Annotated in this window: 20 protein-coding genes; 7 read left to right on the top strand and 13 right to left on the bottom strand. The window is 38.4% G+C overall.

Annotated elements, in window-relative coordinates; all coding sequences use genetic code 11:
• Positions 1-57: 57 nt before the first annotated feature.
• The 3 genes from Q0954_RS14770 to Q0954_RS14780 form a co-directional block, all read right to left on the bottom strand.
• Positions 58-567, bottom strand: a complete 510-nt coding sequence (locus Q0954_RS14770) for a bifunctional adenosylcobinamide kinase/adenosylcobinamide-phosphate guanylyltransferase (RefSeq protein WP_299458154.1) — start codon at positions 565-567, stop codon at positions 58-60.
• 18 nt (positions 568-585) lie between these two features.
• Positions 586-732: a DUF5522 domain-containing protein gene (locus Q0954_RS14775; RefSeq protein ID WP_299458155.1), complete on the bottom strand. Its 147-nt coding sequence runs from the start codon at positions 730-732 to the stop codon at positions 586-588.
• Between the two features lie 113 nt (positions 733-845).
• On the bottom strand, positions 846-2,195 hold the full coding sequence (locus Q0954_RS14780; protein ID WP_299458157.1) for an alkaline phosphatase: 1,350 nt from the start codon (positions 2,193-2,195) through the stop codon (positions 846-848).
• A gap of 559 nt (positions 2,196-2,754) precedes the next feature.
• Here Q0954_RS14780 and Q0954_RS14785 point away from each other — a divergent pair.
• A complete protein-coding gene (locus Q0954_RS14785; protein WP_299458159.1) occupies positions 2,755-3,114 on the top strand; it encodes a helix-turn-helix transcriptional regulator in 360 nt (119 codons plus the stop codon).
• Between the two features lie 55 nt (positions 3,115-3,169).
• The gene (locus Q0954_RS14790; RefSeq protein WP_299458161.1) at positions 3,170-3,688 is read left to right on the top strand and encodes a hypothetical protein; all 519 of its coding nucleotides are present in this window, start codon (positions 3,170-3,172) and stop codon (positions 3,686-3,688) included.
• Here the strand turns inward: Q0954_RS14790 and Q0954_RS14795 are convergent.
• From Q0954_RS14795 to Q0954_RS14815, 5 genes are all read right to left on the bottom strand, one after another.
• On the bottom strand, positions 3,681-4,208 hold the full coding sequence (locus Q0954_RS14795; RefSeq protein ID WP_299458163.1) for an acyl-CoA thioesterase: 528 nt from the start codon (positions 4,206-4,208) through the stop codon (positions 3,681-3,683). The genes Q0954_RS14790 and Q0954_RS14795 overlap by 8 nt on opposite strands.
• Before the next feature lie 93 nt (positions 4,209-4,301).
• Positions 4,302-5,237, bottom strand: coding sequence for a hypothetical protein (locus Q0954_RS14800; RefSeq protein WP_299458166.1), 936 nt, complete (start codon positions 5,235-5,237; stop codon positions 4,302-4,304).
• 7 nt (positions 5,238-5,244) lie between these two features.
• Positions 5,245-6,651 carry an MBOAT family O-acyltransferase gene (locus Q0954_RS14805; protein ID WP_299458168.1) on the bottom strand — a complete coding sequence of 469 codons (1,407 nt, stop codon included), beginning with the start codon at positions 6,649-6,651 and terminating at the stop codon, positions 5,245-5,247.
• A 514-nt stretch (positions 6,652-7,165) separates the two neighbouring features.
• Positions 7,166-7,846, bottom strand: coding sequence for a DUF4279 domain-containing protein (locus Q0954_RS14810; protein WP_299458170.1), 681 nt, complete (start codon positions 7,844-7,846; stop codon positions 7,166-7,168).
• 60 nt (positions 7,847-7,906) lie between these two features.
• A complete protein-coding gene (locus tag Q0954_RS14815; RefSeq protein ID WP_299458172.1) occupies positions 7,907-8,329 on the bottom strand; it encodes a hypothetical protein in 423 nt (140 codons plus the stop codon).
• 557 nt (positions 8,330-8,886) lie between these two features.
• On the opposite strand from Q0954_RS14815, the gene hppD reads away from it, so the two are divergent.
• Complete coding sequence (gene hppD / locus Q0954_RS14820) at positions 8,887-9,984, top strand: 4-hydroxyphenylpyruvate dioxygenase (RefSeq protein ID WP_299458174.1); 1,098 nt, start codon at positions 8,887-8,889, stop codon at positions 9,982-9,984.
• A gap of 107 nt (positions 9,985-10,091) precedes the next feature.
• On the top strand, positions 10,092-11,132 hold the full coding sequence (locus Q0954_RS14825; RefSeq protein WP_299458176.1) for a hypothetical protein: 1,041 nt from the start codon (positions 10,092-10,094) through the stop codon (positions 11,130-11,132).
• Here the strand turns inward: Q0954_RS14825 and Q0954_RS14830 are convergent.
• Positions 11,129-13,342, bottom strand: coding sequence for a tetratricopeptide repeat protein (locus Q0954_RS14830; RefSeq protein ID WP_299458178.1), 2,214 nt, complete (start codon positions 13,340-13,342; stop codon positions 11,129-11,131). The genes Q0954_RS14825 and Q0954_RS14830 overlap by 4 nt on opposite strands.
• A gap of 252 nt (positions 13,343-13,594) precedes the next feature.
• On the opposite strand from Q0954_RS14830, the gene Q0954_RS14835 reads away from it, so the two are divergent.
• Positions 13,595-15,688, top strand: coding sequence for a hypothetical protein (locus Q0954_RS14835; RefSeq protein ID WP_299458180.1), 2,094 nt, complete (start codon positions 13,595-13,597; stop codon positions 15,686-15,688).
• A gap of 107 nt (positions 15,689-15,795) precedes the next feature.
• Here Q0954_RS14835 and Q0954_RS14840 read toward each other — a convergent pair whose 3' ends face one another.
• The 3 genes from Q0954_RS14840 to Q0954_RS14850 all read right to left on the bottom strand — a co-directional run bounded on the left by Q0954_RS14840 (position 15,796) and on the right by Q0954_RS14850 (position 17,716).
• Positions 15,796-16,320 (bottom strand): NADPH-dependent FMN reductase, encoded by a 525-nt coding sequence (locus Q0954_RS14840; RefSeq protein ID WP_299458182.1) that lies wholly within the window; start codon positions 16,318-16,320, stop codon positions 15,796-15,798.
• A gap of 43 nt (positions 16,321-16,363) precedes the next feature.
• On the bottom strand, positions 16,364-17,272 hold the full coding sequence (locus Q0954_RS14845) for a TraB/GumN family protein (RefSeq protein WP_045113007.1): 909 nt from the start codon (positions 17,270-17,272) through the stop codon (positions 16,364-16,366).
• Between the two features lie 183 nt (positions 17,273-17,455).
• Positions 17,456-17,716, bottom strand: coding sequence for a DUF6728 family protein (locus Q0954_RS14850; RefSeq protein WP_299458191.1), 261 nt, complete (start codon positions 17,714-17,716; stop codon positions 17,456-17,458).
• Positions 17,717-18,031: 315 nt separating this feature from the next.
• On the opposite strand from Q0954_RS14850, the gene Q0954_RS14855 reads away from it, so the two are divergent.
• Both Q0954_RS14855 and Q0954_RS14860 read left to right on the top strand, forming a co-directional pair.
• Positions 18,032-18,754 carry a hypothetical protein gene (locus Q0954_RS14855; RefSeq protein WP_299458185.1) on the top strand — a complete coding sequence of 241 codons (723 nt, stop codon included), beginning with the start codon at positions 18,032-18,034 and terminating at the stop codon, positions 18,752-18,754.
• A 121-nt stretch (positions 18,755-18,875) separates the two neighbouring features.
• Positions 18,876-19,640, top strand: a complete 765-nt coding sequence (locus Q0954_RS14860) for a hypothetical protein (RefSeq protein WP_299458188.1) — start codon at positions 18,876-18,878, stop codon at positions 19,638-19,640.
• Between the two features lie 71 nt (positions 19,641-19,711).
• Here the strand turns inward: Q0954_RS14860 and uvrA are convergent, their stop codons facing one another.
• On the bottom strand, positions 19,712-22,519 hold the full coding sequence (gene uvrA / locus Q0954_RS14865) for an excinuclease ABC subunit UvrA (protein WP_299458190.1): 2,808 nt from the start codon (positions 22,517-22,519) through the stop codon (positions 19,712-19,714).
• Between the last annotated feature and the right edge of the window lie 294 nt (positions 22,520-22,813).

Below are 22,813 nucleotides of genomic sequence, written 5' to 3' on the forward strand. Positions count from 1 at the left end.
ACCCTTGGATGACGCAACTTATTCCCTTAAGCCAATATTTTTTAGAATAAGGTATTTCTATTTAATTGTAATAGGCATGCCAGACACCATAAAAACGGCCTGGTTAGCTTTCTGAGCTATGTATTGGTTCATCCAACCCTGCAAATCAGTAAACTTGCGTCCCACTTCTGTGTCAGCGTGCAACCCCATGCCTATTTCATTACTAATGATAATACCAGTAAAATCTTGTTGAGTGAATAAATCAAACTCTTGTTGCGCCTCTTTAAGTGCTTGATTTACATTATATTGAGTGTCACTAAAAAAATTAGTAAGCCAAAGTGTTACACAATCCATCACTACAACCTTGCCTTGCCAGTTATGCTTACTGATATACTTTTCTTCTTCTATGTTTACCCACTGCTCGTTGCGGTCTGCCTGGTGTCGCTCTATTCTTTGTTGGTGGTCTTTATCCCAAATTCTCGACGTAGCCAAATATATTGGTTTTGGGCTAAGTTCTAGAGCAAGACGTTGGGCATAACTACTCTTACCTGAGCGTTGCCCACCCGAAACATAATAAATGTAAGCCATTGTTATTTTATATCAAGGTTAAGACTTCTTTTTCTTAAAACCATAGGGACAATGTCTGCAACCATTTTTGCAGCAGTAGCCTCGCGCCAGGTGATATTTGGCCGTGAAAACATAAAAACCATTTTCAATGTAATAATCCTCATTTTCTTTGAGTGGTTTTTTCATCTATCAAAATTTTGAGTTTATTTAGGTATAAAAAGCAGCTTCGCATCTTAGTAAAATGTTATAACCAAGCACAGGAAAATGATAAAACAACAAGCCTGTTGTTCGAAAATGTTTTACTTTTTACGTAAATCACGGGCTTTAATTTCATACTTCCACATTTCTTTACCTTTACTGTCCAATACCTTCATAGTAAGCACCCGATTACGACGAGGACCTTTTACCTCCATTACGGCAAAGTTACGTACCCCCACATAAGTGTTAGGCACTCTTAGTGTGTTTTTTTCACCCTCTCCCCGTTTACCCGAAGCACCTGCTGTAAAAGGAGAAATAGTGACATCATATAAAGGGTAATGGGTATTTTGTTCCAACTTGCTCAACTCGGTATGATGGCGGTCACCGGTAAGAAAAACAACCCCTCGTACATTGGCTTCTTTAATGGCTTTGATTAACTTTTGTTGTTCTACCTTGTATTTTGAGTAGTTTTCTGCCCAATACGCTTTACTAAAATCAGTATTGTTTAACACCTGACTACCCACCACCACAAACTTAAAACTTGCCCTGCTATACTTGAGGGCTTCAACCAGCCATTGTAGTTGACGATCACCCAGCATTTGAGGCTTTTGCAATTGTGGATTACTGGAAGTACGAAAGTAGCGGTTATCCATCAAAAAAAACTGCACATCATTCCACGTAAAAGTACCACTAATCCCCCCAGCAACCCCATAGTTAGGATTCCCCCAAAACAATTTAAAAGCTTCAGTAGTCAGCTCTTTGTTCCAAAACGAACCATCAGAGTTATCAGGGCCAAAGTCGTGATCATCCCAAGTAGCAAAGTGGTGTACACTGCCCCACAATGGTTGTAGTTCGGGCAACGACCGGGTATGCGTGTAACGTTGCATAATACCCGTGCGCGAATTCCAATCTACCTCACGTAAATATACATTGTCGCCCCCCCAAACCATAAAATCAGGCTTTTGATCTAAAATAGTTTTAAAAATATGAAAATCGCCCCCATAAGACTTACCTGGACGGTCAACCTCAGGCTCATTGACATAAGCACAGCTGCCAAACACAAACTTAAAGGGGGGTGGATCAGTACGGTATTGCCACAAAGTCTGGCTTTGAAACTTCAGTGGATAAGGACGCTTTACCAGTCGGTTGTTGATATACAACTCATAAGCATATTTTTTACCCTGCGACACTTCAGCCACCACTTTAGCTACAAAACCAGTCTTAGCTTTGGTGAGCACTGCAGGAGTACTCATTTTAGTTTGAGGTTTACCCTCCTCCCAATATTTAAAGTAAACTTTTGCGGCCTTTTTGGTTTGTACCCACAGCAATACCTCTTTCATAGTAGAGTAACCGACCATAGGACCCGATTGTAGCAACTTGCTTTGTGCTACAAGCGTAGATGTAGACAACACAAAAATACAGAGCCAACCAAATTGTTTAATAACAGTCATAATGCAACGTTTTTGAATGTAAACTATACAATGGTCAAAAATAGTAATTTACTGAGAGTACCTACCGTAAACATTTAACAAAATCAGGCAGCTCAAAGATTATCAAATAAAAGAGGGAGGACAAAATAAAAAAGAGGTGCCCACATGGTGTAGCACCTCTAACGGATCATGTTAAAGCAAACACCTTTAGCTAACATGTATCATTTAGTATAAATTATGTAATGGTTATATGGTTTGCATTGTTTTTTTGGGACAAAATTTGAGATTTACTAATTTGCGTCTGGTTTTATCAGGTTGCAAGGTTTTACTTGCAAATTGACGTATTAGAAAGTGTGCACTCAAATTTCTGCTACTGAATTGTTGAAAAATAGGGGTTTTATGTGTGAAAATTTCAAATACAATAAAATCTAAGTTATCAAAGTAGCGTTTTTATTATGAGTCACACTTGATTTTACTCTAAAATTTTAGTAATTTCATATCAATTGTTATAATTGTATGAAAATATTGACTCAAAAGTAATATTTTATTTTTATATATGCAAATTTGATAGTAATTAATTATGTTATTAGGTGAAAAAATTAAAGCAGCTATAAAAACCAGAGGGGCAGATGCCGCGGAAGTAGCAGACTATGCGGGTATCAGTGTGGCAAGTTTGTATCGTATTTACAACAAAAACAGTTGTGAAGTAAAATACCTTACCAAAATTGCAGAACACCTAAGGTATCCTATTATGTATTTTTTAGAGGATGAACCAGAAAATATGGTCAATGAAGATCAGGAGCCTTATTTGCTTACCAGCAAAAAAGAAGGCAGTGGTTTAGGTATGGGAGAGTTGATGGAGTTGGTAAAAGTATCGGCAGAAGAGCGCAAAATGTATTTAGACATCATCAAAGATTTGTCATCAAAAATAAAAGAATAACATCACAAATCAGATGCAACACATTTTATTTAACTCTCAATTTTGCAATTAGCCAATGGCAACAGACGCCTTATCCACCCAAAAATGTCCACACTGCCATAGCAAAACATTGGTCTTAGACAAGAAATGTACTGAGTGCGGTTTTCCCGTAGAAGGAAGCAAAAGTCAGCAGGACACCTTCTTGTCTAAAATCAAAAAAGCCCGGAAACGAGTACAAGAGGTACAATCATTCGTAAAATGGGCCATCAGCCTATTGTATTTCATAGGCATGTTATACATTTTTATTTTTTTGAGGCTACAAGTACCCTGGGGTGCCAAATGGGCAGGAGTGATGCTAGGCATGCCTTACATTACCTTAGGCATCATTGCCTCACGCTACAAACCACGCATTATCTTTATGGTCGCCCTGGCTTTTTACCTGTTTACCGAAATTGTGCTACTCCAATACCTCCATTTACCCGTATCATTATTCAATCAATTGTGGGCAAAAATAACCGTAGCCAGCATACTAATCATAGGAAGCATAGCGGCTTACTATAGCGATAAACTAAAACAAAAAGCAAAAATTAGTTAGGCGATGAGTCAAACAACGACTTAAGCTCTGTAGCATCATTGGGCTTCATTTTACCTGCCAAAATCAGCCTCAATTGTCGGCGACGCAACGCCCCGTCAAACAAAGCAATTTCCTTCTCTGTTTCAGGCACCAACTCAGGCACCATAATAGTATTGCCAGACTGATCTACTGCCACAAAAGTAAGGAAAGCCTTATTAGTTTCACGCATGGTGCCCTGTGGTATATTACCTGCAGTTACCTCCAGATACACCTCCATCGATGAATTGAACGCACGAGATACATGTGCCTTAATTGTTACTACATCACCCAAAGCAATAGGCTCTTTAAACGAAATGTTATCAACCGAAGCAGTCACTACTATCCGGTTAGAGTGTTTTTGAGCCGCAATAGCCCCACAAATATCCATCAAATACATCAAATGTCCCCCCATGAGGTTATTCAAAGTATTGGTGTCATTAGGCAAGACCAGCTCAGTCATAGTGGTGAGCGATTCTGACGCCTTTTTCTTATTGAGTGCCATATTTTATAAAAGTTTGAATAAAAATTTTACAAAGTTAAGGTAAAAGCCTAAAATTTAGCATTTATATAAAAAGAGGGATAAATTATTACTTGCTTAAAAATTATAAACAGATTTAAGTTTTTTGGACAAGCCCTTTGAAAATAAGTTGGCCCCTCGTTGCGATAAATGTTCTTTATCTTGCCAAAAGTCAGGAGTACTTTTTTTTCCAAAATAATTACCGTAATCCCAAAAACTAACATTTAAATCTTTTAATATTCTTGTCATCAATATATTATCATCTTTACAGGCATCTTGATAATAAGGACTATTAATAACCAATAACTCTTTATTGTTTTTTTTACAGAAAGAAACAATCTCTTTCAAGTAATACATTGCTAAAGGATTTAACTTAAGTAGTGTGTCACAGGGTGTAGTATGGGTTAGTTTCTCTATTCTTGTTTGCATTTGTGTTTTGTTTAATACAATGGGCTCATATCCAGTAAACTTCTTGTAATTATATTCAGGTAAGAAGTAATGCTTGATTATACTAAGAGGCTTGTTATTATAATCCAAAGACCAGTAAAAACTGTGTAAGGGGTTTCTCCACCCTGAATGATCAATACTTGTAGCAATGGTAGTAATATGATGATATTTATGGGCTAGATGCATAATATCATTACCATCATAACTTTTATCAAAAAGTTGTTGAGGATCTATGTTTACAATTACAAGTTGTTGTTTTTTAATAGGTAGTAACTTTACTAGGGTAGACGTGAAGGCTAAGCCTTTGCCATCAATCCCCATATTAAAAGTTTGCTCAGATATTAATGTAGTATTGATATGGCGATTTGCACGTGAATTGCCAAAGATAAGTACTTTCATAGAGTCTTTAGCAGCCAGGTAGTGATTGAGTTTACCAACTTTGTGACCTGAAAAAACTTGATTACTCAAACCACTAAGTGATATAAAAACCAACTTGTCTAGTAAGTAGCTGAATATGGCAATTAATATAACAAGTTTAACTATCCGTAAAATGTTTGATTCAGTCATTTTGAAGTTAAAATTGAAAGTAGATGAAGTTTTCTGAGTTGGAGTAGAATAGCGTCAGCATTAAAATAAGCAGCGTAATCCAGCCAATTAGTTTTATAAGACTAAAGTCTTTGCCTATATTTTCCAATGGTATTTTTTTCTTGAATAAAAAGAAGTCAAAGCTTACCCCTAAAGTGAGAAAAAAAGATAATTTTATGATCAGGTTTAAATAATTGTTGAAATTTAGAGCAAAGTTCATCTCAAATAATTTATTAAGAATGAATAAAGCTGATTTTAAGTCTTTAGCCCTGAAAAATACCCAAGCTACCAAGACAATCAAGAAAGTATATAAACAACCTACCCATCCAAATTTTTTATCTCTCGTATTCAATAAAAATCTCTCAAAAATCAAGGCTATACCGTGTATACCTCCCCAAATAACAAAATTCCAGGAACTACCATGCCATAACCCTCCCAAAAGCATGGTAAGCATTAAGTTGCGATAAGTGATCGTTATGCCTTTTCTATTGCCTCCAAGCGAAATATATAAATAATCACGAAGCCAAAAAGAAAGTGAAATATGCCACCTTCTCCAAAATTCGGTAATGCTTTGGGAGAAATAAGGAAGATTAAAGTTTTGATTGAAATGAAACCCCAATAGTTTAGCACTACCAATTGCTATATCAGAATAACCTGCAAAGTCAAAATATATTTGAAACGCGTAAAAGATAGTTGCAACTAACACAGTGGTTGAATTTTGTGCCTCAGGGTACCCGTATACACTATCAACGTATACCCCTAAACTATCAGCAATCACCATTTTTCTAACTAAACCAATAAATATTTGGAAAAGCCCTGCTTTAAATAATTCGTATTTGAAAATACGGGGGGCATTAATTTGGGGTAATAAATTTGTGCCTCTTTCTATCGGCCCTGCAACTAACTGTGGAAAAAAGCTTACATAAAGAAAAAAGCTTATTATGTTTTTAGATGGTTGTAAGTTTCCTCTGTAAATATCAATTGTGTAGCTTAAGGTTTGAAAGGTATAAAAACTTATCCCAATAGGTAAGATTAAGTTCAAAGTGATAGTATCAACTTGCCAGCCCAAAAGCAATAACATGTCTTGCAAAGAGGATGAGAAGAAATTGAAGTATTTGAATAGAGATAGTATCCCAAGATTGGAAACTAAGCTTGCAATCAGCCATTTTTGCCGTTTAGTCTGTTGCTGAGTATGAAATATTTTTAAGCCTATTAAATAATCTACCAAAGAGCTAAAAATAATCAAAAATAAAAAACGCCAATCCCACCAGCCATAAAAAATATAACTGGCAACAAGTAGCAATATATTTTGGTGTTTTAGTTTGGTAAATAAGCACCAATATACAACAAACACCAGAGGTAAAAAAATGATGTATTCTAATGAATTAAACAACATATGTTTATGCTCAATAGTACCTTAGGAATTGTTCAAAAATAAATTTACACTCTAAGGGGTGATTTTTCGCCTTGATACTTCGTTATTTTTATTGCCCGTAGCGCTGCTATGGGCGCAAAAAATAGCCTCGTCTCAAAACAAAACCTCTACCTCAAGAATGGTAATTTAATTTCTCACCATTCCTTAGAAGTGATCTTGTTTGATAAGAAACTACACTAATTGTACAATGATAATATTTGTCAAACAGTCTAAAACAAATGAGATATCTTTGATTATAGGGCATTTAAGAGTAACCTGTCAAAACAAATGTTCAACACATAATAAGTCAGTCAAGAGGACTTTGATTGTAATACTTTTAAGGTTTTATTAAAGCAATCTAACATTACTTTGATAAAACAAAGGCATACCCCTTGTGCTTGAAAACCTCAATTTTTTTAGAACTCAACATGACCTTCAGGTATTTTAGAAGTAAGGCAAGGTACAAAGATAAGATAAAAGCTTGAGGTTTTAATGCCTACTTCAGAAGATTGCCGTTTACATACATCTCAAAGTCTATGTCTAAATGCATATTCCCCAATTTTCTTATTACTTCTTTAGACAGGTGTACCCCTGGAAGGTTGCCATATTCGGCAAAGTCGTAAGTATATACTTGAATACCCGCATTAGCTACCTCGGCGAGCCTTCTTACACCCTCTATGTCAGCTTCTAGCATATCCAAAAGAGTCGTAAGTTTCTCTGTCATATAAACAAAACCTTCTCGAATAGGTTCAAAAGTAAAAGAGCTATACCTGTGTACCTCATTTTGGTTAGATGAGTTTTTTTTAAGTTGCCCTTTGCTCCAGCCTTCCGTAGCTTTAATGGAGGTCATTGCCTGCAGTTCTTCAAAAGTTAAAGTATCAGATGCTGCGGCAAACAATACCCCATTGCCTTGTTGGATGTATGACCACTTTGGGCGAGAACATGACACCGAGTCAATGCAAATAACTAGGTAAAGATGATGGTCTTTGATAGGAAAAAATACTTTAAATAGTTGCTCATCATCGTCGAAAGTGAGATGAGAAATTTTAGGTACCTGGTTTTCCTGTATTACCTCAAGTTGGGTAAGGCATTTTCGGGTAGACGACAAGAATTTTTTTGAAGCCTCTATACGGGCGCCCTTCGCTACGCTTTGTTCTTTATATGATGGTGTACTCATTGGAAAAGGAACGGAGCAATGTTTTGAATTTATTGCTCCATTTAATTTTTTGTGAAAAAACTATTGAGCCACCCATACATCCTCACGGTGGTTGCCATCTTTGGCAAAAAGAACAATCCGCGCTGGATTAGGAATTAATACTAATCGGGCAATATCATAAAAATCTGAATCTACCACTACACCTTCCTGATAATTAGCCACATCATAGTCAAACGAACCATTATCCTTTTGTCCGGTTTTTAGGTATTTGTTGGCAAGATAAGCAGTGGGTAACAACACATCACTATCTGGGCAATGCTTGTCGTGTACCCCTTCAAATATAGATTCCAGATAGTCACCATATTTGTCAACAAAAGCATCTTCCAGGTCATGCAGTTCCTCCTCTACTTCATCATAAGAAGTGTCTGCATAACTCAAACGACCTAATTCCATTTTTTTTTCTACCAGAGTAACCAATGCCTGGTCTAATTCTACGATATCCATTACTGCAAAATATTTGAAATGACAATATTGAAAGTTCAGAGAGTATCCTTCCCGAGCTTTATATAATTTTATATGAAGTGTTAGCCATTGGACAAACCCCAATTGTATCTGTAACTTCATATCATATTGCAAAAATAGACATTTTAATTCTAAACAATAAAATCGCCTGCAAAGGTTTAGTTCAAGTAAGGTTAAAACCAGGTAAGTGCTTGACAATACTAACAGCTGTCATCTAAATAGTAGGTGTAGGCAAAGCGCTCATTAAGCATGTTTAGTAATTGCATTATTTTAAGTAGTGTTTTCTAAAGGAGATCCAGCGAAGGGAAATTGTTTGGGAAGTATATTTTCCTTCAACGATTTGGAAACAAGCATCATAAACCAAAATAGTACTTATTAATTATTTGGTAAAAACTTAGTTTTGAATCTTATATGCATAGAATGTATTGGATTAAATGAATTTTTTGTATTCTTGGTTAAGATACTACTGAAAATAGGACAAAAATCTTATTTTTGCTTCAAGTTATAAAGATTAATGTGGATTCAAAATATAAAAGTTCATGGAACAAGCACACGATTTTTTGCCAATCATTGGTACCGATCACTTAGAGTTTTATGTAGGGAACGCCAAACAATCAGCCTATTTCTATCAGAGTGCATTTGGCTACCAGTTAGTGGGGTATGCTGGTCCCGAAACCGGAGTACGTGACCGGGCATCTTATGTATTGAAACAAGGCAAAGTCCGCTTGGTATTGACTACAGCCATGCATCCCGATTCGGAAGTGAGTGAACACGTAAAAAAACACGGAGATGGAGTAAAAGTGTTGGCTATTCAAGTAGAAAATGCCTACCAAGCGTATGAAGAAACCGTCAAAAGGGGCGCTAAGTCTGCCATTGAGCCGCATACTTTGACCGACGAATACGGCGAAATTAAAATAGCTGCCATTCATACTTACGGCGAAACTATTCATAAATTTGTGGAAAGAACCAACTATAATGGCGTTTTTATGCCTGGTTACGAACCACGTGAAGGTATCAAAGCCAATCCGGTAGGGTTAAAACACGTAGACCACTGTGTGGGCAATGTGGAGCTAGGCGAGATGGACAAGTGGGTGAAGTTTTACGAAGACGTAATGGGCTTTAAATTACTACTTACCTTTGACGACAAAGACATCTCTACTGAGTACACCGCCCTTATGTCTAAAGTAGTGTCTAATGGCAATGGATACATTAAATTTCCTATCAATGAGCCCGCTGATGGACGTAAAAAATCTCAGATTGAAGAATACCTCGATTTTTATCAGGGAGCAGGTGTACAACACATTGCGGTAGCCACCGATGATATTTTGCATACTGTAAGCGAGTTACGCAATCGTGGGGTAGACTTTTTGCACGTACCCGACAACTACTATGACGACCTGGAACAACGGGTAGGTAAAGTAGATGAGGATATGGATGATTTGCGTAAACTCAATATTTTGGTAGACCGCGATGATGAGGGGTATTTACTACAAATATTTACCAAACCGGTAGAAGATCGTCCTACTGTATTCTATGAAATTATTCAACGCAAAGGAGCCAAATCATTTGGTAAAGGAAACTTCAAAGCATTGTTTGAAGCCATCGAGCGCGAACAAGCAGTAAGAGGCAATTTGTAAAAAAACACTTTTGATAATAAAAATGAAGAGAGAGGAGCACTGGCTTCTCTCTTTTTTGTTATTTTGTTTTCACAAATAGATTTTTCAGTTATCCCAGTCTTGAGCTTATGACCCTCATCATCTCCAAAAAAAAACCCTTTTTTCCTATCAGCGAAAACCTGCGTACTTACCTAAACGGCTACGGTCGTCATTCTGAATTTTCGCTCAACTACAACGATCTCCTTCGCTATACCGATACCTTTCCGCTCGAAGATCGCTATGGCAAAGATACCCTCTGGGAAACCGTTATTTATCCCCAACATATAGTACAAGAGCTACACAGTGCATTAAGTTTTATTTATGCAATATTAAAAATGGATGGTGACAAAGCCTTGTCTAAACACCTCTATATCGATCGCATAGACTATTGTCGTTTTGCCAACTCTAAACCTTTCAGAATAAGGGTTGTCAATCAGTTCAACGACAATTACGATTATTTTTATGTCAAACAAGCCGATGCTTCGAGAGTATACGGGCTAGAGTTAGAGCACATTCTTTCACCCAATCGCATCAACTATTTAGTATATAAAGATACCCTCATCGAAGAGCACATTGCGGGCATTCCGGGCGACACTTTTATAGAAACTTACCTTACCCGCAAAGACGTAAACAAGGTGCGGATAGCCAAAGAGTTTATCAAATTTAATGAGCGTTGTTTTGTAAAACTTTTGGGCGATATGCGCTCATATAACTATGTAATAGACATTACACCTGATTTTGAAGACGAACAATACCGGGTACGAGCCATTGATTTTGATCAACAAAGCTATGAGGGGAGACATAAAATGTACCTGGCGCAATTTTTCAAAGAAAATAATGCGGTTGTAGAATTGGTACAAAACCTGATCAACCCTGAAACCCTCGCGCAATACCAGTTAGAAGAACGCACCCTGATGTCGAGACGGGTAAGACAGGCACACCAACGTATGCATCATCTAATGAGTAGTATGCGAAAAGATACCCTTTCGAAACCTGAAAAGGTGACCCAGTTAAAACAAGAAATGAAAGATTATCATAACGAAGAGCGTTTTTTACAGTGCAAAACTATGGGCGATATTGTTTATTTGAATATGCAACTATTATTGGTAGAAAACCTCAAAGTAGACTAAACCCTGATACCCATCCACAAAATATCGTCGCGTTGCTCAGTGTTGAGCATGTGGCGTTGAATAAGCGCAAAAAGGCTGGTTTCCTGCTCTTCTATAGGCAAGGTGTGCAACTCAGTTAAAATATTGCGTAAACGTAAAGAACCCAATTTTTTGCGTTGATAGTCGTGCTGGTCAGCCAGACCATCAGTACCCATATACAGCATACTGCCTGTAGGCAAAGCCAGCTGATGATTGACAAACGATTTGTTTTTTGCCTGGGTACCACCTATCGACTTTCGCACCCCTTTCAACACCTGTATTTCTTCACGGTTGTTTGGGCGTAGGTAATACAAAGGGCGTTTGGCACCTGCGTACACCAACTGCTTTTGTCCTTCTGTAGTTTTTCCCAATACCAATATTCCTATATCCATCCCATCTATCGAACGGGCATCTTGTTGGTGCAAAGCAGTCAGTACTTGTTCGTTTAGCTGGGTAAGAATGCTTGCAGGGTCGGTGTTCCTTTGTTGTAGAATCAGTTTATCTAATAAATTATGACCTATCAGGCTCATAAAAGCACCTTGCACACCATGACCAGTACAATCAGCAAAAATTACTATAATTTTGCCCTCTATTTTATTGATCCAGTAAAAATCCCCTGACACAATATCTTTGGGTTGATAAATAATAAAATGTTCAGGTAATAGTTGGCGAACCAATGCCACCGGAGGCAACATGGCTTGTTGGATAGTAAAAGCAGCCCGTATATTATTCTTGATTTGCTTGTTGCGGGTTTGCAGTTGATCATAGGCCTTAGTAATGACCGATTCGCCCGATTTTAGACGATGGTTTAAAAACTTCAGCTCTTGATTGTTGGTTTCTATCTCGGTTTGTTTTTGTTGCAAATGCTGATTGACAGCCCTTAACTCTTCTTGTTGTTCCTTGAGTTCTTGATTAAGGGTATTTTGCTTCCGACTACTTTTAAGTAAAAAAAAAGAAAACAAAGAAACAGTCAGCAAGCCAAAGCTAATGATGTACAGATAAATGCTTTGTTGGTTGATTTGTCGGTGGTTGTCAGATTTAATCTTTGCCTCTTTTTTGCTATACATATACTCCAGCTCATGCTGAATAAGCTTATTATTGGCTTTTATTGTAAGCAAGCTATCCTTGTAAGCAGCATATTTTTTTTGATACTCCAAAGCCTGAACAAGCTTACCCTGTTGCTCATATATGCTACTCAATACTCTATAAATGCCCTTCGTTTCCTTTTTAGTGCCTAGTCTCAGTGATTTAGTTAACGCAAGTTTGCCATACTTTTTAGCTTTTTCCAACTGCTGGTAGCGAAGATAATGCTGACTCATTTGTAGTAACAAAGCTACATATTCAGACGTTTGGTCTTGGATACTCATGAGTTGATGACTCTTCTCAAAGTTGGCAGTTGCATTGAGCGTATCCTGGGCAAAAGATTGTAACATTGCCAAAAACTTCAGTGCTATCCCCTCTATAAGAGGTACTTTGGCTTTGCGGGCATTTTGAATGCTCCACCTGGCGTACCTTTTTGCCTTGTCATATTTTTTTTGGTGACAATACACCTGCGCTATATTTACCTGGGTTAATCCAATGCTTTCAGTTGCTTTCCGTTTTTGGTCAATTTTCAACGCTTTTTCAAAATATTCCAGTGCCTTGTCATATTGTTCGATAGTTTCATAAATGGCCGCTATACTGCTTAAACTGGCACTAATCATTGGGTCATTTTTTGATTTTTCGGCAATGCGTAAGGCGTTAAAGTGGCAGTCAATCGCCTTCGTATACTTTCCTTGGTCTTGGTACATCCCCCCCAGTTTATTGTATACATTGCTTACCCCCTTTGTATAGTCAATGCTTTGAAAAACTGCCCGTGCTTTTTGGGCATACTCGATGGCTTTGGGGTACAAGGTTTTTAAGTGGTAGTAGTGGCAGGCGTTACTGAAGGCTTGCCCCAGTTGCATACTTTGCTGGGTGGTGTCAGCTACTCGAAGAGCAGCCAGCGTATAGATTTTTAGTTGATGGGTATCTTTTTTGGCCCAATATAACCGAGAGAGTGTATTATAAAGGCGTAGTTTGACAGTATCGCTTGATGTTGCGTTTAACTGATTTAATACATCAGCTTCTGACGATTGAGTCCACCCATCAAGAGGTAAACTAATCCACCAGAATATAACGCAACAGATATAACGAAAAAGACCGCCTCCCATTCAAAATCAATTGTTATAAGTTTGTATAAGCAATTTATAAATTTTCAACCAAATAAGAATGTTTTTGTTATATATTGAACCCAGCACTTCAGCAATTGTGAGTGTACCTAGTATTTTTGTATGCTACAATCATTTTCGCAACTTGTGTTGGCATATCAAAAACCATACTTTTCGCAAAAATTTTGGGGTACGCAAAAATACTGCGTAATAGGTGTTGAACATTGTACTATGATACAACCAAATCTTAGCATAATGAACACAATCAATCAACACGATATCCTCATCAACCATTGCCTTATTCAAGTACCTACAGCTACCCAAAACACTTCACACCAGGCCAATATCCAGCAAACAATGGGTACATTGTCATCCAATTTTTTGTATTATGGTTATATACCTTCCCAACAAGCTTATGAGGCAATGACACAACTGGCGAAAACCTCTCCGAAAATGCTTCATCAATGGTGGCAAACTTTAGAGAAAAGCCTTAAAAAATCTAAAGGAGTTGATAAAGACATTGGGAAATACATTGTGTATCAAAACTTTCCTCAAGAAGTACTAGACATGTCGCAGTCGGAATATTGGATCAGGCAACTTTTTATTTATTGGGGAGCAGACCTTACCAGCGTACGACAAGCGCCCATCCCACGAGCGCCTATGTTTGAGAAGGTAGACTTTAAAGTGCTACACCTGGCTCGTTCTTTTGCTCTTGCCAACCTATACGAAAGTTTGCTATTAAAACCAGCCGTATGGATAGCCACCGAACAGCAAGAAGTGCAATGGTTTGTGCAACAGGAATATACAATGAACGCAGAAATAAAATTTAAAGAAAACCTCGTTTTTGCTGCCATTACTTGTATGCAATACCACCAAACATTGCCATTGTCTACTACTACCGATGTGCTTAGGCTTGCCACAGGATTTTCTGAAGGAGATATCTCACTCAAAACCAATAGCAAATTTAAACTCTCCCGTAGTCAGCGAAAATATGTATTGGAAGTGTTGGCAGGGGTAAAAGACCTGGAAGAAGGAATCATGCGCCACAAAAACAAATGGATACGCTTATTTCATCAGTTGCACGTTGGCGAGTATGCAAAAAAATACCCAAAAATCTATCAAGTAGCTCATACCTTACGAAACGGAGGAAAATACCCTACTTTTAACTCTAATGTAGAAAACTACCTGGCCACATCAAACACCAAAGCATTGGCATTGCTTGCCCAGCGTCCGGGAGAGTTTGCCCGTCGCATTGCTCATGTGTTGAGCGTGTTTGGTGACGCAACTTTGTCCCATTTTTTGCCCGTACTGCACAAGCTCGAAACTATTAAATTGTTGAAATTAAAACGGTTTTTACGTACTGCCAACAATCGTAATTATCGAATATTTACCCCTAAGGGGAGTTGGAAAAAAGCCCAGTTTGAATTGAACGAAACCCAGATAAAACCGCACCATATTCAGCAAATAGTCATGGCTATAGACCAACTGGTGAGGCAACGGGTAAGCAACAAGTTTGGCACATCATTTTTTTATACGCCAGACATTGCACACATAAAATTGCCTGTAAACAATGCAGAGGCAGTTTCTCGTTACCCAAAAGGAACTGTTTTTTATATTCCTGACAATATTCGTTTTATTCGTTCAGTCACCTATTGGCAAGAACGTTCGCAAACTTGTTGGATGGACAATGGCTGGAATTTTTTTGATGCCAACTGGCAGGCAAAAGGGACTTGTTGTTGGGACACTACCTGGGAGATGGACAAAGCCGCAGTGTTTTCGGGCGACCCGGTAAACTCATACAACAAAGCGGGTAAAGCTGGACAATTGATTGACTTATACCTTGATCAGTTGGTGGATATGGGGGTACGTTACGCAGTGTGGAATATATTGTCATATAACCGTATTCCGTTTGATGCTCTGGAAGATGTGCAAGGTTTACTGTTGTGGGGCGAAAAACCTCAAACTGGTAAGTTGATAGAACCCTCAAGGGTCAATTTTTCTTTTCCTGTAACAGGTAAGTCTTTGACCAAATACATCTGTTACATCGATTTATTCACTCGCCGCTTGGTATTGATGGACAGTAGCCTTTCGGCAAGTGTAGGATCAGCTCGAAACAATGCCACACGCTTGCAAAGCAGCATGCCAGCTATAGTAGAGTACTTTGATGCCTTACCTTCGTTGATGGATATGTTTGAGGGGTTTGCCGTGGCTCCTGCTACTGACGCTATGAAAGTAGTGTATACTGATGAGCAGTTGCCGATAGACAATGAACCTGCTTTTGTGTTTTTTCCTAAAAACAAGGACAATACCTATGATCCGGTTTCGCTTGAAGCATTGATTAGCGTATAAAATAAAGCCGCTTTTTTTGATTATTCAAAAAAGGCGGCTTTATTTTCCTGGTAGAATAAGGTGCGTTTAAAATTCTGTTGTTGCTATGACATAGTGAAAAGAATAAATTAGAATTTGATAAGTTTCTCTACCTGCTCACGTAGCAATTGATTGTATAAGTCGTTGGTAATTTTGCCATCTTTTAGATTGGCTTCTACACGAGGTAGTTTTACCCGCATGCCCAGTAGATTGGCACCCAAATAACTTAAAATATCGGTCAAGTGGCTCAAAGCCAGCGCACTGCCTTGCATACCCGAAGACAAGCCCACCATTGCCACTTTTTTGTCGTTAAACTTGCTTGGGTATTCCAGGCCATCTATAAAAGCCTTTAGTACCCCTGGAAAAGACCCGTTGTATTCGGGTACTACAAATACAAACTTATTTCCTTGGGCTATTTGCTGACTGTATATATTAAAATCGTTGTTTTTACCTGCATTGCCATACAGTGCCGAAAAAACAAAGTCTTTGGGTAAACCCTGCAAGTCAATAATGTTACTTTCTGTGTTTTGTTCGGCAAGCAAACTTTGATAATATGCCGAGACCACCCGCGAAATCGATTGATTTCGATTGGTGCAAGAAATGATTGTAATCAAGTGATCAGTTTTTTTAATGATTGTGTATATAGGTGAGATTTCCCTACAGCTTAATTTTAAGTGGAGATATTGTATAGCCTTTTTCTCGTAACAAATGTAATACGCCTGATTTCCCTGGCAAGTGTCCGGCACCTACTGCAATGAAAGCACTTTTACCCGACTTGAGCAACTCCTCGATCTTAGGAATCCATTTTTTGTTACGCTCTACCAACAATGTTTTGAGTTCGTCTTCACTGGCTGTTTTTTGCATTAACTTATGTAGCCCATCCAAGTCTTGTTGTTTATACATTCTATTCAGCTTAACGATTTCTTGCGAAGCAAGGCTGTCCTTATCATACACCATCTCCAGCAACAGATCTACTTGCTTATCTAATGGCTTGCCATCATAAAGCACCTTTATTTGATCTTCAACTGTTTCAAGGGCAATTAATTTTTTGTTGAGGTTACGAGCTGATCTTTGAAAATACTCATCCATAGAGCTATTGCCCGTCTTTTCAAGATTCATGTTCAGTGTTTTTGCGTACTTTTTCAGCATAATCATCTGATAAATAGCAATGGGCTTAAAACTACTAAACAACTGTACACCTGTGCCCATGTACTTTCTTAGGCACTCATCGGTGGCTTTATAGTCTTTTTCGCTCATCAATTGATTGAGGCGTTTATTAGGCATTACACTTGCCATGGCCACCTTCATCATATTAGAGGCTTCTATCAAAATCTCTCCTGCTACAATATCCGCTTTTTTTAATTTATCTAATATGATTTTATTCTGATTGATAAAGCCATAGTCGTGCAGGTGATGCGTGCCAAATAAATAAGTTGGTTTTTTAACGCCGGGACCTTTTACTTCCCAAAAGATAGATTTAGCTTTTGGGAGTGTGTCTTGTGCCAAGGTAGGCAAAGACAACAAAACGCTGAGGATGCTGAAAATAAATAATTTAGTATGCTTCATTCTGTGTAAAAATTATACCTGTACAATGATCAAAAAAAACAGCAAAAGTAGTACATCAACCATTACACTCACTGCCTCATTGCAAAGGTGAAGTAGTTTCGTTGTGACATAGTGTATACCATTTAGGCTAGTGAAAGTGACCCTGCTGCATAATGAAATACACTGCTCATTAAACTACAATGCTTACTTGTGCTTGCGAGGAAAAAATGTGCGAAATATGACCATAAATACCGCTGATAGTATAAAAATAGTCACCCATTTAAAAACACCTGGTATTAAGCGGTAACTAATGACCATTGCACAAAATAAAAACATGAGCATAGAAATTCGATTAATGCCATGCATTACCCGAATATTAAAGTTGTTAGGGCGATCAGGATCATGCTTTCGGAAGAAATATCCAAATACAGCTCCCATTTTAAAGAAATCAGTGAACTTACTCATAATCTATGTTTATTTTTATAGATACAATCCGTTGAGCAGGGTAAAAGTTTTCTGTTTCCCTGACTTTATACGCAAATATCAGTAAATCTTATCACTAATAGCAGTATTTTATCAATTTTAACCATTGTATAGAGCCTGAATTTAACGCAAAAAGCGACTTTGTTAAAAAATAAACAAACGAAACTTTTAAGGTGTATATTGTCGTATATAAGCTTAAATATAGAATTATAAATAATTAATTGTTTATAATTCCAAATAATACAACTGTTTTTTGTGTTGTTGTGAAACCATTGATCAAACTTAAAAATTACCTCTATGAACCCACAAGAAAAACAACTCTGGGATAAAATCAATAACTATTCATTTGATGCAGTAGATGCACCTTTTCCTTTCTCGGCACGCCTCATGCGCGAAAATGACTGGACTGAAACCTATACTATTGAAGTGATTCAGGAATACAAAAAATTTATGTTTTTGGTTGCCGTATCAGAGCACTCGGTATCGCCCTCCGATCCTGTAGACCAAGTGTGGCACTTGCACATGATTTATACCCAATCGTATTGGGAAGAGTTTTGTCACGGAATTTTAGGCAAGGCAGTACATCACAACCCCACTAAAGGAGGCAAAGACGAGCGTAAGAAACATGTGAATATGTATGACCAAACTGCAGAGAGTTACTTTCAATACTTTGGTGAAACTCAACCCGCTCATATTTGGATAAATACTCAGGACCTTTTCAAAGAAATACATTATCGTAGGGTAAACATGCACCGTAATTGGGTGATTCCCAAGCCTCAATTTGTACGTAAACATTGGCATTTAGCCCCTTTACTTACCTTGTTTGCGTTATTTTTTATGGCAAACAGTGGAGGAGATATTGCTGGAATTATATTTTTTGTAGTGTTTATTGTTTTAATAGCTATAGCCGCAGCCAGTACAGACAAAGGAGGGGGAAGTGGAGGGGGAGGCTGCTCCAGTGGTGGATGCTCTTCTTGTTCTTCCTGTTCAGGTTGTGGTGGCTGTGGAGGTTGTGGTTGAGTATCAAGCAATTCACGCAAACCCTTTTCTTTTGCTTAGGTACAAGAAAAGGGTTTTGTTATTTAATCTAACTTTTAAATACTACGTAAATAAAACCTAAACCTAATAAATAGATAATACAATGGTGGCAGAACATCAACCCCTCTGGGAAAAAATTCAGGCTTATAGGTTAGATGCTGTAGATGCATCTTTTCCTTTCTCAGCACGCCTCATGCGAGAAAATGGCTGGACTGAAACCTACACTATTGAAGTGATTCAGGAATACAAAAAGTTTATGTTTTTGGTTGCCGTATCAGGGCATTCTGTATCACCTTCCGATCCTGTAGACCAGGTTTGGCACTTGCACATGATTTATACCCAGTCTTACTGGGAAGAGTTTTGTCACGGAATTTTAGGCAAAGCAGTACATCATAACCCCACCAAAGGAGGCAGAGACGAACGAAAAAAGCACGTCAATATGTATGACCAAACTGCAGAAAGTTATTTAAAATACTTTGGCGAACCCCAACCTGCCCATATCTGGATTAGCACTCAAGATCTTTTCAAAGAAATATACTACCGCAGGGTAAACATGCACCGCAACTGGGTGATTGCTAAGCCTCAGTTTGTGCGCAAACGTTGGCATTTGGTGCCTTTGTTGGCATTGGTAGCCACCTTGATAATGGCAAGTGATGGAGGTGCTGTATTTGTCATTCTTTTGGTGGTAGTGGTATTTATTGCCTTAATTGCCTCTATTGGTGGCAATAACAATGGTAAAGGTGGAAATAATAGTTCTGGTGGTGGTGGGTGGTTTTTTGGTTGTGGAAGTAGCGACTCTGGCAGTGATTCCGGAGGTAGTGGCTGTTCTTCTTGCTCCAGTTGCGGTGGTTGTGGAGGCTGTGGGTAACATTAAAAAGGGTATGAGACGTATAAATAATCTTATACCCTTTCTGACATTTTATTGAAACTTTCTTACTTTTAAAACTTCTCCTTCAAAAACCTCGCAGTGTGGTTGTTTTCCAAACCAATCAAATCTTCAGGCACTCCCTGAAAACAAATTTGTCCTCCCTTATCACCACCTTCTGGACCTAAATCTATGATCCAATCGGCGCTTTTAATTACTTCCAGGTTGTGTTCAATCACCAGCACCGAATGCCCTTGCTCTACCAATGCATTCAAAGCCTTGAGTAATTTCTTTATGTCATTGAAATGCAAACCGGTGGTAGGTTCGTCAAAAATAAACAAGGTATTGCCTTTGCGTGCATTACGTTTGTCCAGAAAAGACGCGAGTTTCAGACGTTGAGCTTCTCCACCACTCAATGTGTTCGACGATTGCCCCAAGCCTACATATCCCAGACCTACTTCATACAAAGGATTCAATGCCTGTACAATTTTAGGCTCATTTTTAAAAAACTCCAGGCTTTCTTCTACTGTCAGGTCAAGTATTTCGGCGATGTCTTTGTCATTGTATTTAATATCCAGAATTTCTTTCTTAAAACGCTTCCCTTTGCAGCTTTCGCAAGTAAGGTATACATCTGCCATAAACTGCATTTCAATTTTTACCTTGCCTTCGCCTTCGCATACTTCACAACGTCCCTTGTCTACATTAAAAGAGAAATGGGCAGGTTTATACCCTCGCTTTTTGGCAAGTGCTGTGTTCGCAAACAAGTTACGGATAGTGTCGTAAGACTTGGTATAAGTTACTGGGTTTGAGCGCGAAGATTTACCAATAGGGTTTTGATCGATAAACTCTATCCCTTTTAAGGCCTGAGTATCGCCCTCCAGACTTTGGTATTTACCTTTGGTGCTGCTATAGTCTCCATACATTTTGGCAAGTGCCGGATACAAAATGTCTTTGATAAGTGTAGACTTGCCCGATCCACTCACCCCTGTTACTACCGTCATTACCCCTAGAGGAAAACGCACCTCTACATTTTTTAAATTGTTTTCTTCGGCACCCACCAAGGTAATAAAAGCACTTGCCTTGCGTCGTATTTTAGGCATGGCAATAGCATCTGTGCCATTTAAAAAATTCAAGGTATGTGAGTTTTTTCCGTTTTGGATAGGAGCATCCAGAGTCCCTTGGAATATTAACTCGCCTCCACCAGTACCTGCGTTGGGCCCAATGTCTATAATTTGATCAGCCTGACGCATAATATCTTCTTCGTGTTCTACCACAATCACTGTATTACCCAGTGCCTTCAGGTCTTTCAATACTCCAATCAATCGGTGGGTGTCGCGGGGGTGTAGCCCAATACTTGGTTCATCTAATATATACATAGAGCCCACCAATGCACTACCCAAAGCAGTAGCAAGTTTAATACGCTGATACTCTCCCCCCGAAAGGGTAGACGTCAACCGGTTGAGGGTTAAATACCCAAGTCCTACCTCGTTAAGGTATTTGATACGGTTATTTATTTCGGTAAGTACCCTTCGGGCTATTTGTTGTTCATTGGGCTTAAGCGCCAGGTTTAAAAACAATTCCCGTAAATCTTCCAGTGGCATCAATACCATATCATTGATATTGTAATCAGCTATTTTTACATAGCTGGCGTCTTTGCGTAAACGGGTACCTTGACAATCGGGGCAAGTGATTTTGCCACGATAACGCGACAGCATCACCCGGTATTGTATTTTGTGACTTTGACTGGCAATATGTTCAAAAAAAGCATTCAAGCCTTGAAAGTGTTCATTACCTTCCCACAAAAGTTGCTTTTGTTCCTTGCTTAATTCCCGGTAAGAACGATGGATAGGAAAGTCGAACTGTAGACTGTTTTGAATCAGTGGTTGGAACCACTCTTTCCGCATCTTTTCAGTCGACCAAGGCACAATGGCATTATCGTATACCGATAAGTTTTTGTTAGGAATCACTAGGTCTTCATCAATGTCAAGCACACTACCAAATCCACCACAACGTTTGCAGGCCCCATAAGGGTTGTTAAAACTAAAAAACTGTACCGTAGGTTCTTCAAACTTGATTCCGTCAAGCTCAAATCGATCAGAAAACTCTTTTACCTCTTTTTTCAACACATGAATCATACAAGAGCCTTGTCCTTCATAAAAGGCAGTTTGTACCGAATCGGCAATACGAAACTGATTGTCTTCATCGTCTTTTTTCACCACATTGCGGTCTACTAATATAAACACTTCCTGACCTTTGAGCGCCTTTATTGCTGCTACATCCTCTAGTAGTTCTTCAATAAACAGAGTGTCTCCATCTACTAATAAACGGGTAAACCCTTTTTGAAAAATAAGTTTCAATTCATCTTCCAGGCTACGTTCTGGTGCTACATTTACTGGAGCTGTTATTAGTAGCTTTTGTCCTTCCTCATGTGACTGTATATAATTGACTACATCGGTTACGCTGTCTTTTTTTACCTTGTCGCCTGATACTGGAGAATAGGTGACGCCAATGCGGGCAAACAGAAGCTTGAGGTAATCATATATTTCGGTAGAGGTGCCCACTGTAGCGCGTGGGTTTTTGGTATTACTTTTTTGTTCTACCGCAATTGCTGGTGACACTCCCTTGATGTATTCTACTGCGGGCTTTTCCATTCTACCCAAAAACTGCCGTGCATAAGAACTTAAACTTTCTACATACATGCGCTGCCCTTCGGCAAATAAGGTGTCAAACGCGAGCGAAGATTTGCCCGAACCCGAAAGCCCGGTAATGACTACAAACTGGTTGCGTGGAATAGCAACATCTACGCCCTTGAGATTGTTTACTCGTGCTCCTTTGATAATGATATGATGTCGGGGGTCAAGTTGGTCTACATTTACCTGCATTGTCTTTCCTTTTTATAATAGCCTCGCTTGTAAATTTTATAAACAAACCAAGAAAAATTGGTAAGATGGGTGTTGAAATAGTATTTTTGCTAAATAGCTGTTAGCAAAAAGCAAATATACATTGTTTTTGGCTAAAACTCATTTAATTATTTGGCTTTCGCCAATGAATTTGCTTACTTAACTGCCCGAAAAATAACCAAGTCTTCTTGGCTTAATGCTTACGATAAATATTATTTGAAAGCCCACTGTCTTTAGTAGTGGGATGAAAAATAATTGCCCGTGAAAGGGGCAGAT

The sequence above is a fragment of the uncultured Microscilla sp. genome (assembly GCF_947493425.1).
In the GTDB taxonomy this organism is placed as follows: domain Bacteria; phylum Bacteroidota; class Bacteroidia; order Cytophagales; family Microscillaceae; genus Microscilla.

What these genes read in the sequence shown, in the direction of transcription:
- Q0954_RS14770 (WP_299458154.1), bottom strand. Translation starts at nt 567, where the DNA reads ATGGCTTACATTTATTATGTTTCGGGTGGGCAACGCTCAGGTAAGAGT.
- Q0954_RS14775 (WP_299458155.1), bottom strand. Translation starts at nt 732, where the DNA reads ATGAAAAAACCACTCAAAGAAAATGAGGATTATTACATTGAAAATGGT.
- Q0954_RS14780 (WP_299458157.1), bottom strand. Translation starts at nt 2,195, where the DNA reads ATGACTGTTATTAAACAATTTGGTTGGCTCTGTATTTTTGTGTTGTCT.
- Q0954_RS14785 (WP_299458159.1), top strand. Translation starts at nt 2,755, where the DNA reads ATGTTATTAGGTGAAAAAATTAAAGCAGCTATAAAAACCAGAGGGGCA.
- Q0954_RS14790 (WP_299458161.1), top strand. Translation starts at nt 3,170, where the DNA reads ATGGCAACAGACGCCTTATCCACCCAAAAATGTCCACACTGCCATAGC.
- Q0954_RS14795 (WP_299458163.1), bottom strand. Translation starts at nt 4,208, where the DNA reads ATGGCACTCAATAAGAAAAAGGCGTCAGAATCGCTCACCACTATGACT.
- Q0954_RS14800 (WP_299458166.1), bottom strand. Translation starts at nt 5,237, where the DNA reads ATGACTGAATCAAACATTTTACGGATAGTTAAACTTGTTATATTAATT.
- Q0954_RS14805 (WP_299458168.1), bottom strand. Translation starts at nt 6,651, where the DNA reads ATGTTGTTTAATTCATTAGAATACATCATTTTTTTACCTCTGGTGTTT.
- Q0954_RS14810 (WP_299458170.1), bottom strand. Translation starts at nt 7,846, where the DNA reads ATGAGTACACCATCATATAAAGAACAAAGCGTAGCGAAGGGCGCCCGT.
- Q0954_RS14815 (WP_299458172.1), bottom strand. Translation starts at nt 8,329, where the DNA reads ATGGATATCGTAGAATTAGACCAGGCATTGGTTACTCTGGTAGAAAAA.
- hppD (WP_299458174.1), top strand. Translation starts at nt 8,887, where the DNA reads ATGGAACAAGCACACGATTTTTTGCCAATCATTGGTACCGATCACTTA.
- Q0954_RS14825 (WP_299458176.1), top strand. Translation starts at nt 10,092, where the DNA reads ATGACCCTCATCATCTCCAAAAAAAAACCCTTTTTTCCTATCAGCGAA.
- Q0954_RS14830 (WP_299458178.1), bottom strand. Translation starts at nt 13,342, where the DNA reads ATGGGAGGCGGTCTTTTTCGTTATATCTGTTGCGTTATATTCTGGTGG.
- Q0954_RS14835 (WP_299458180.1), top strand. Translation starts at nt 13,595, where the DNA reads ATGAACACAATCAATCAACACGATATCCTCATCAACCATTGCCTTATT.
- Q0954_RS14845 (WP_045113007.1), bottom strand. Translation starts at nt 17,272, where the DNA reads ATGAAGCATACTAAATTATTTATTTTCAGCATCCTCAGCGTTTTGTTG.
- Q0954_RS14850 (WP_299458191.1), bottom strand. Translation starts at nt 17,716, where the DNA reads ATGAGTAAGTTCACTGATTTCTTTAAAATGGGAGCTGTATTTGGATAT.
- Q0954_RS14855 (WP_299458185.1), top strand. Translation starts at nt 18,032, where the DNA reads ATGAACCCACAAGAAAAACAACTCTGGGATAAAATCAATAACTATTCA.
- Q0954_RS14860 (WP_299458188.1), top strand. Translation starts at nt 18,876, where the DNA reads ATGGTGGCAGAACATCAACCCCTCTGGGAAAAAATTCAGGCTTATAGG.
- uvrA (WP_299458190.1), bottom strand. Translation starts at nt 22,519, where the DNA reads ATGCAGGTAAATGTAGACCAACTTGACCCCCGACATCATATCATTATC.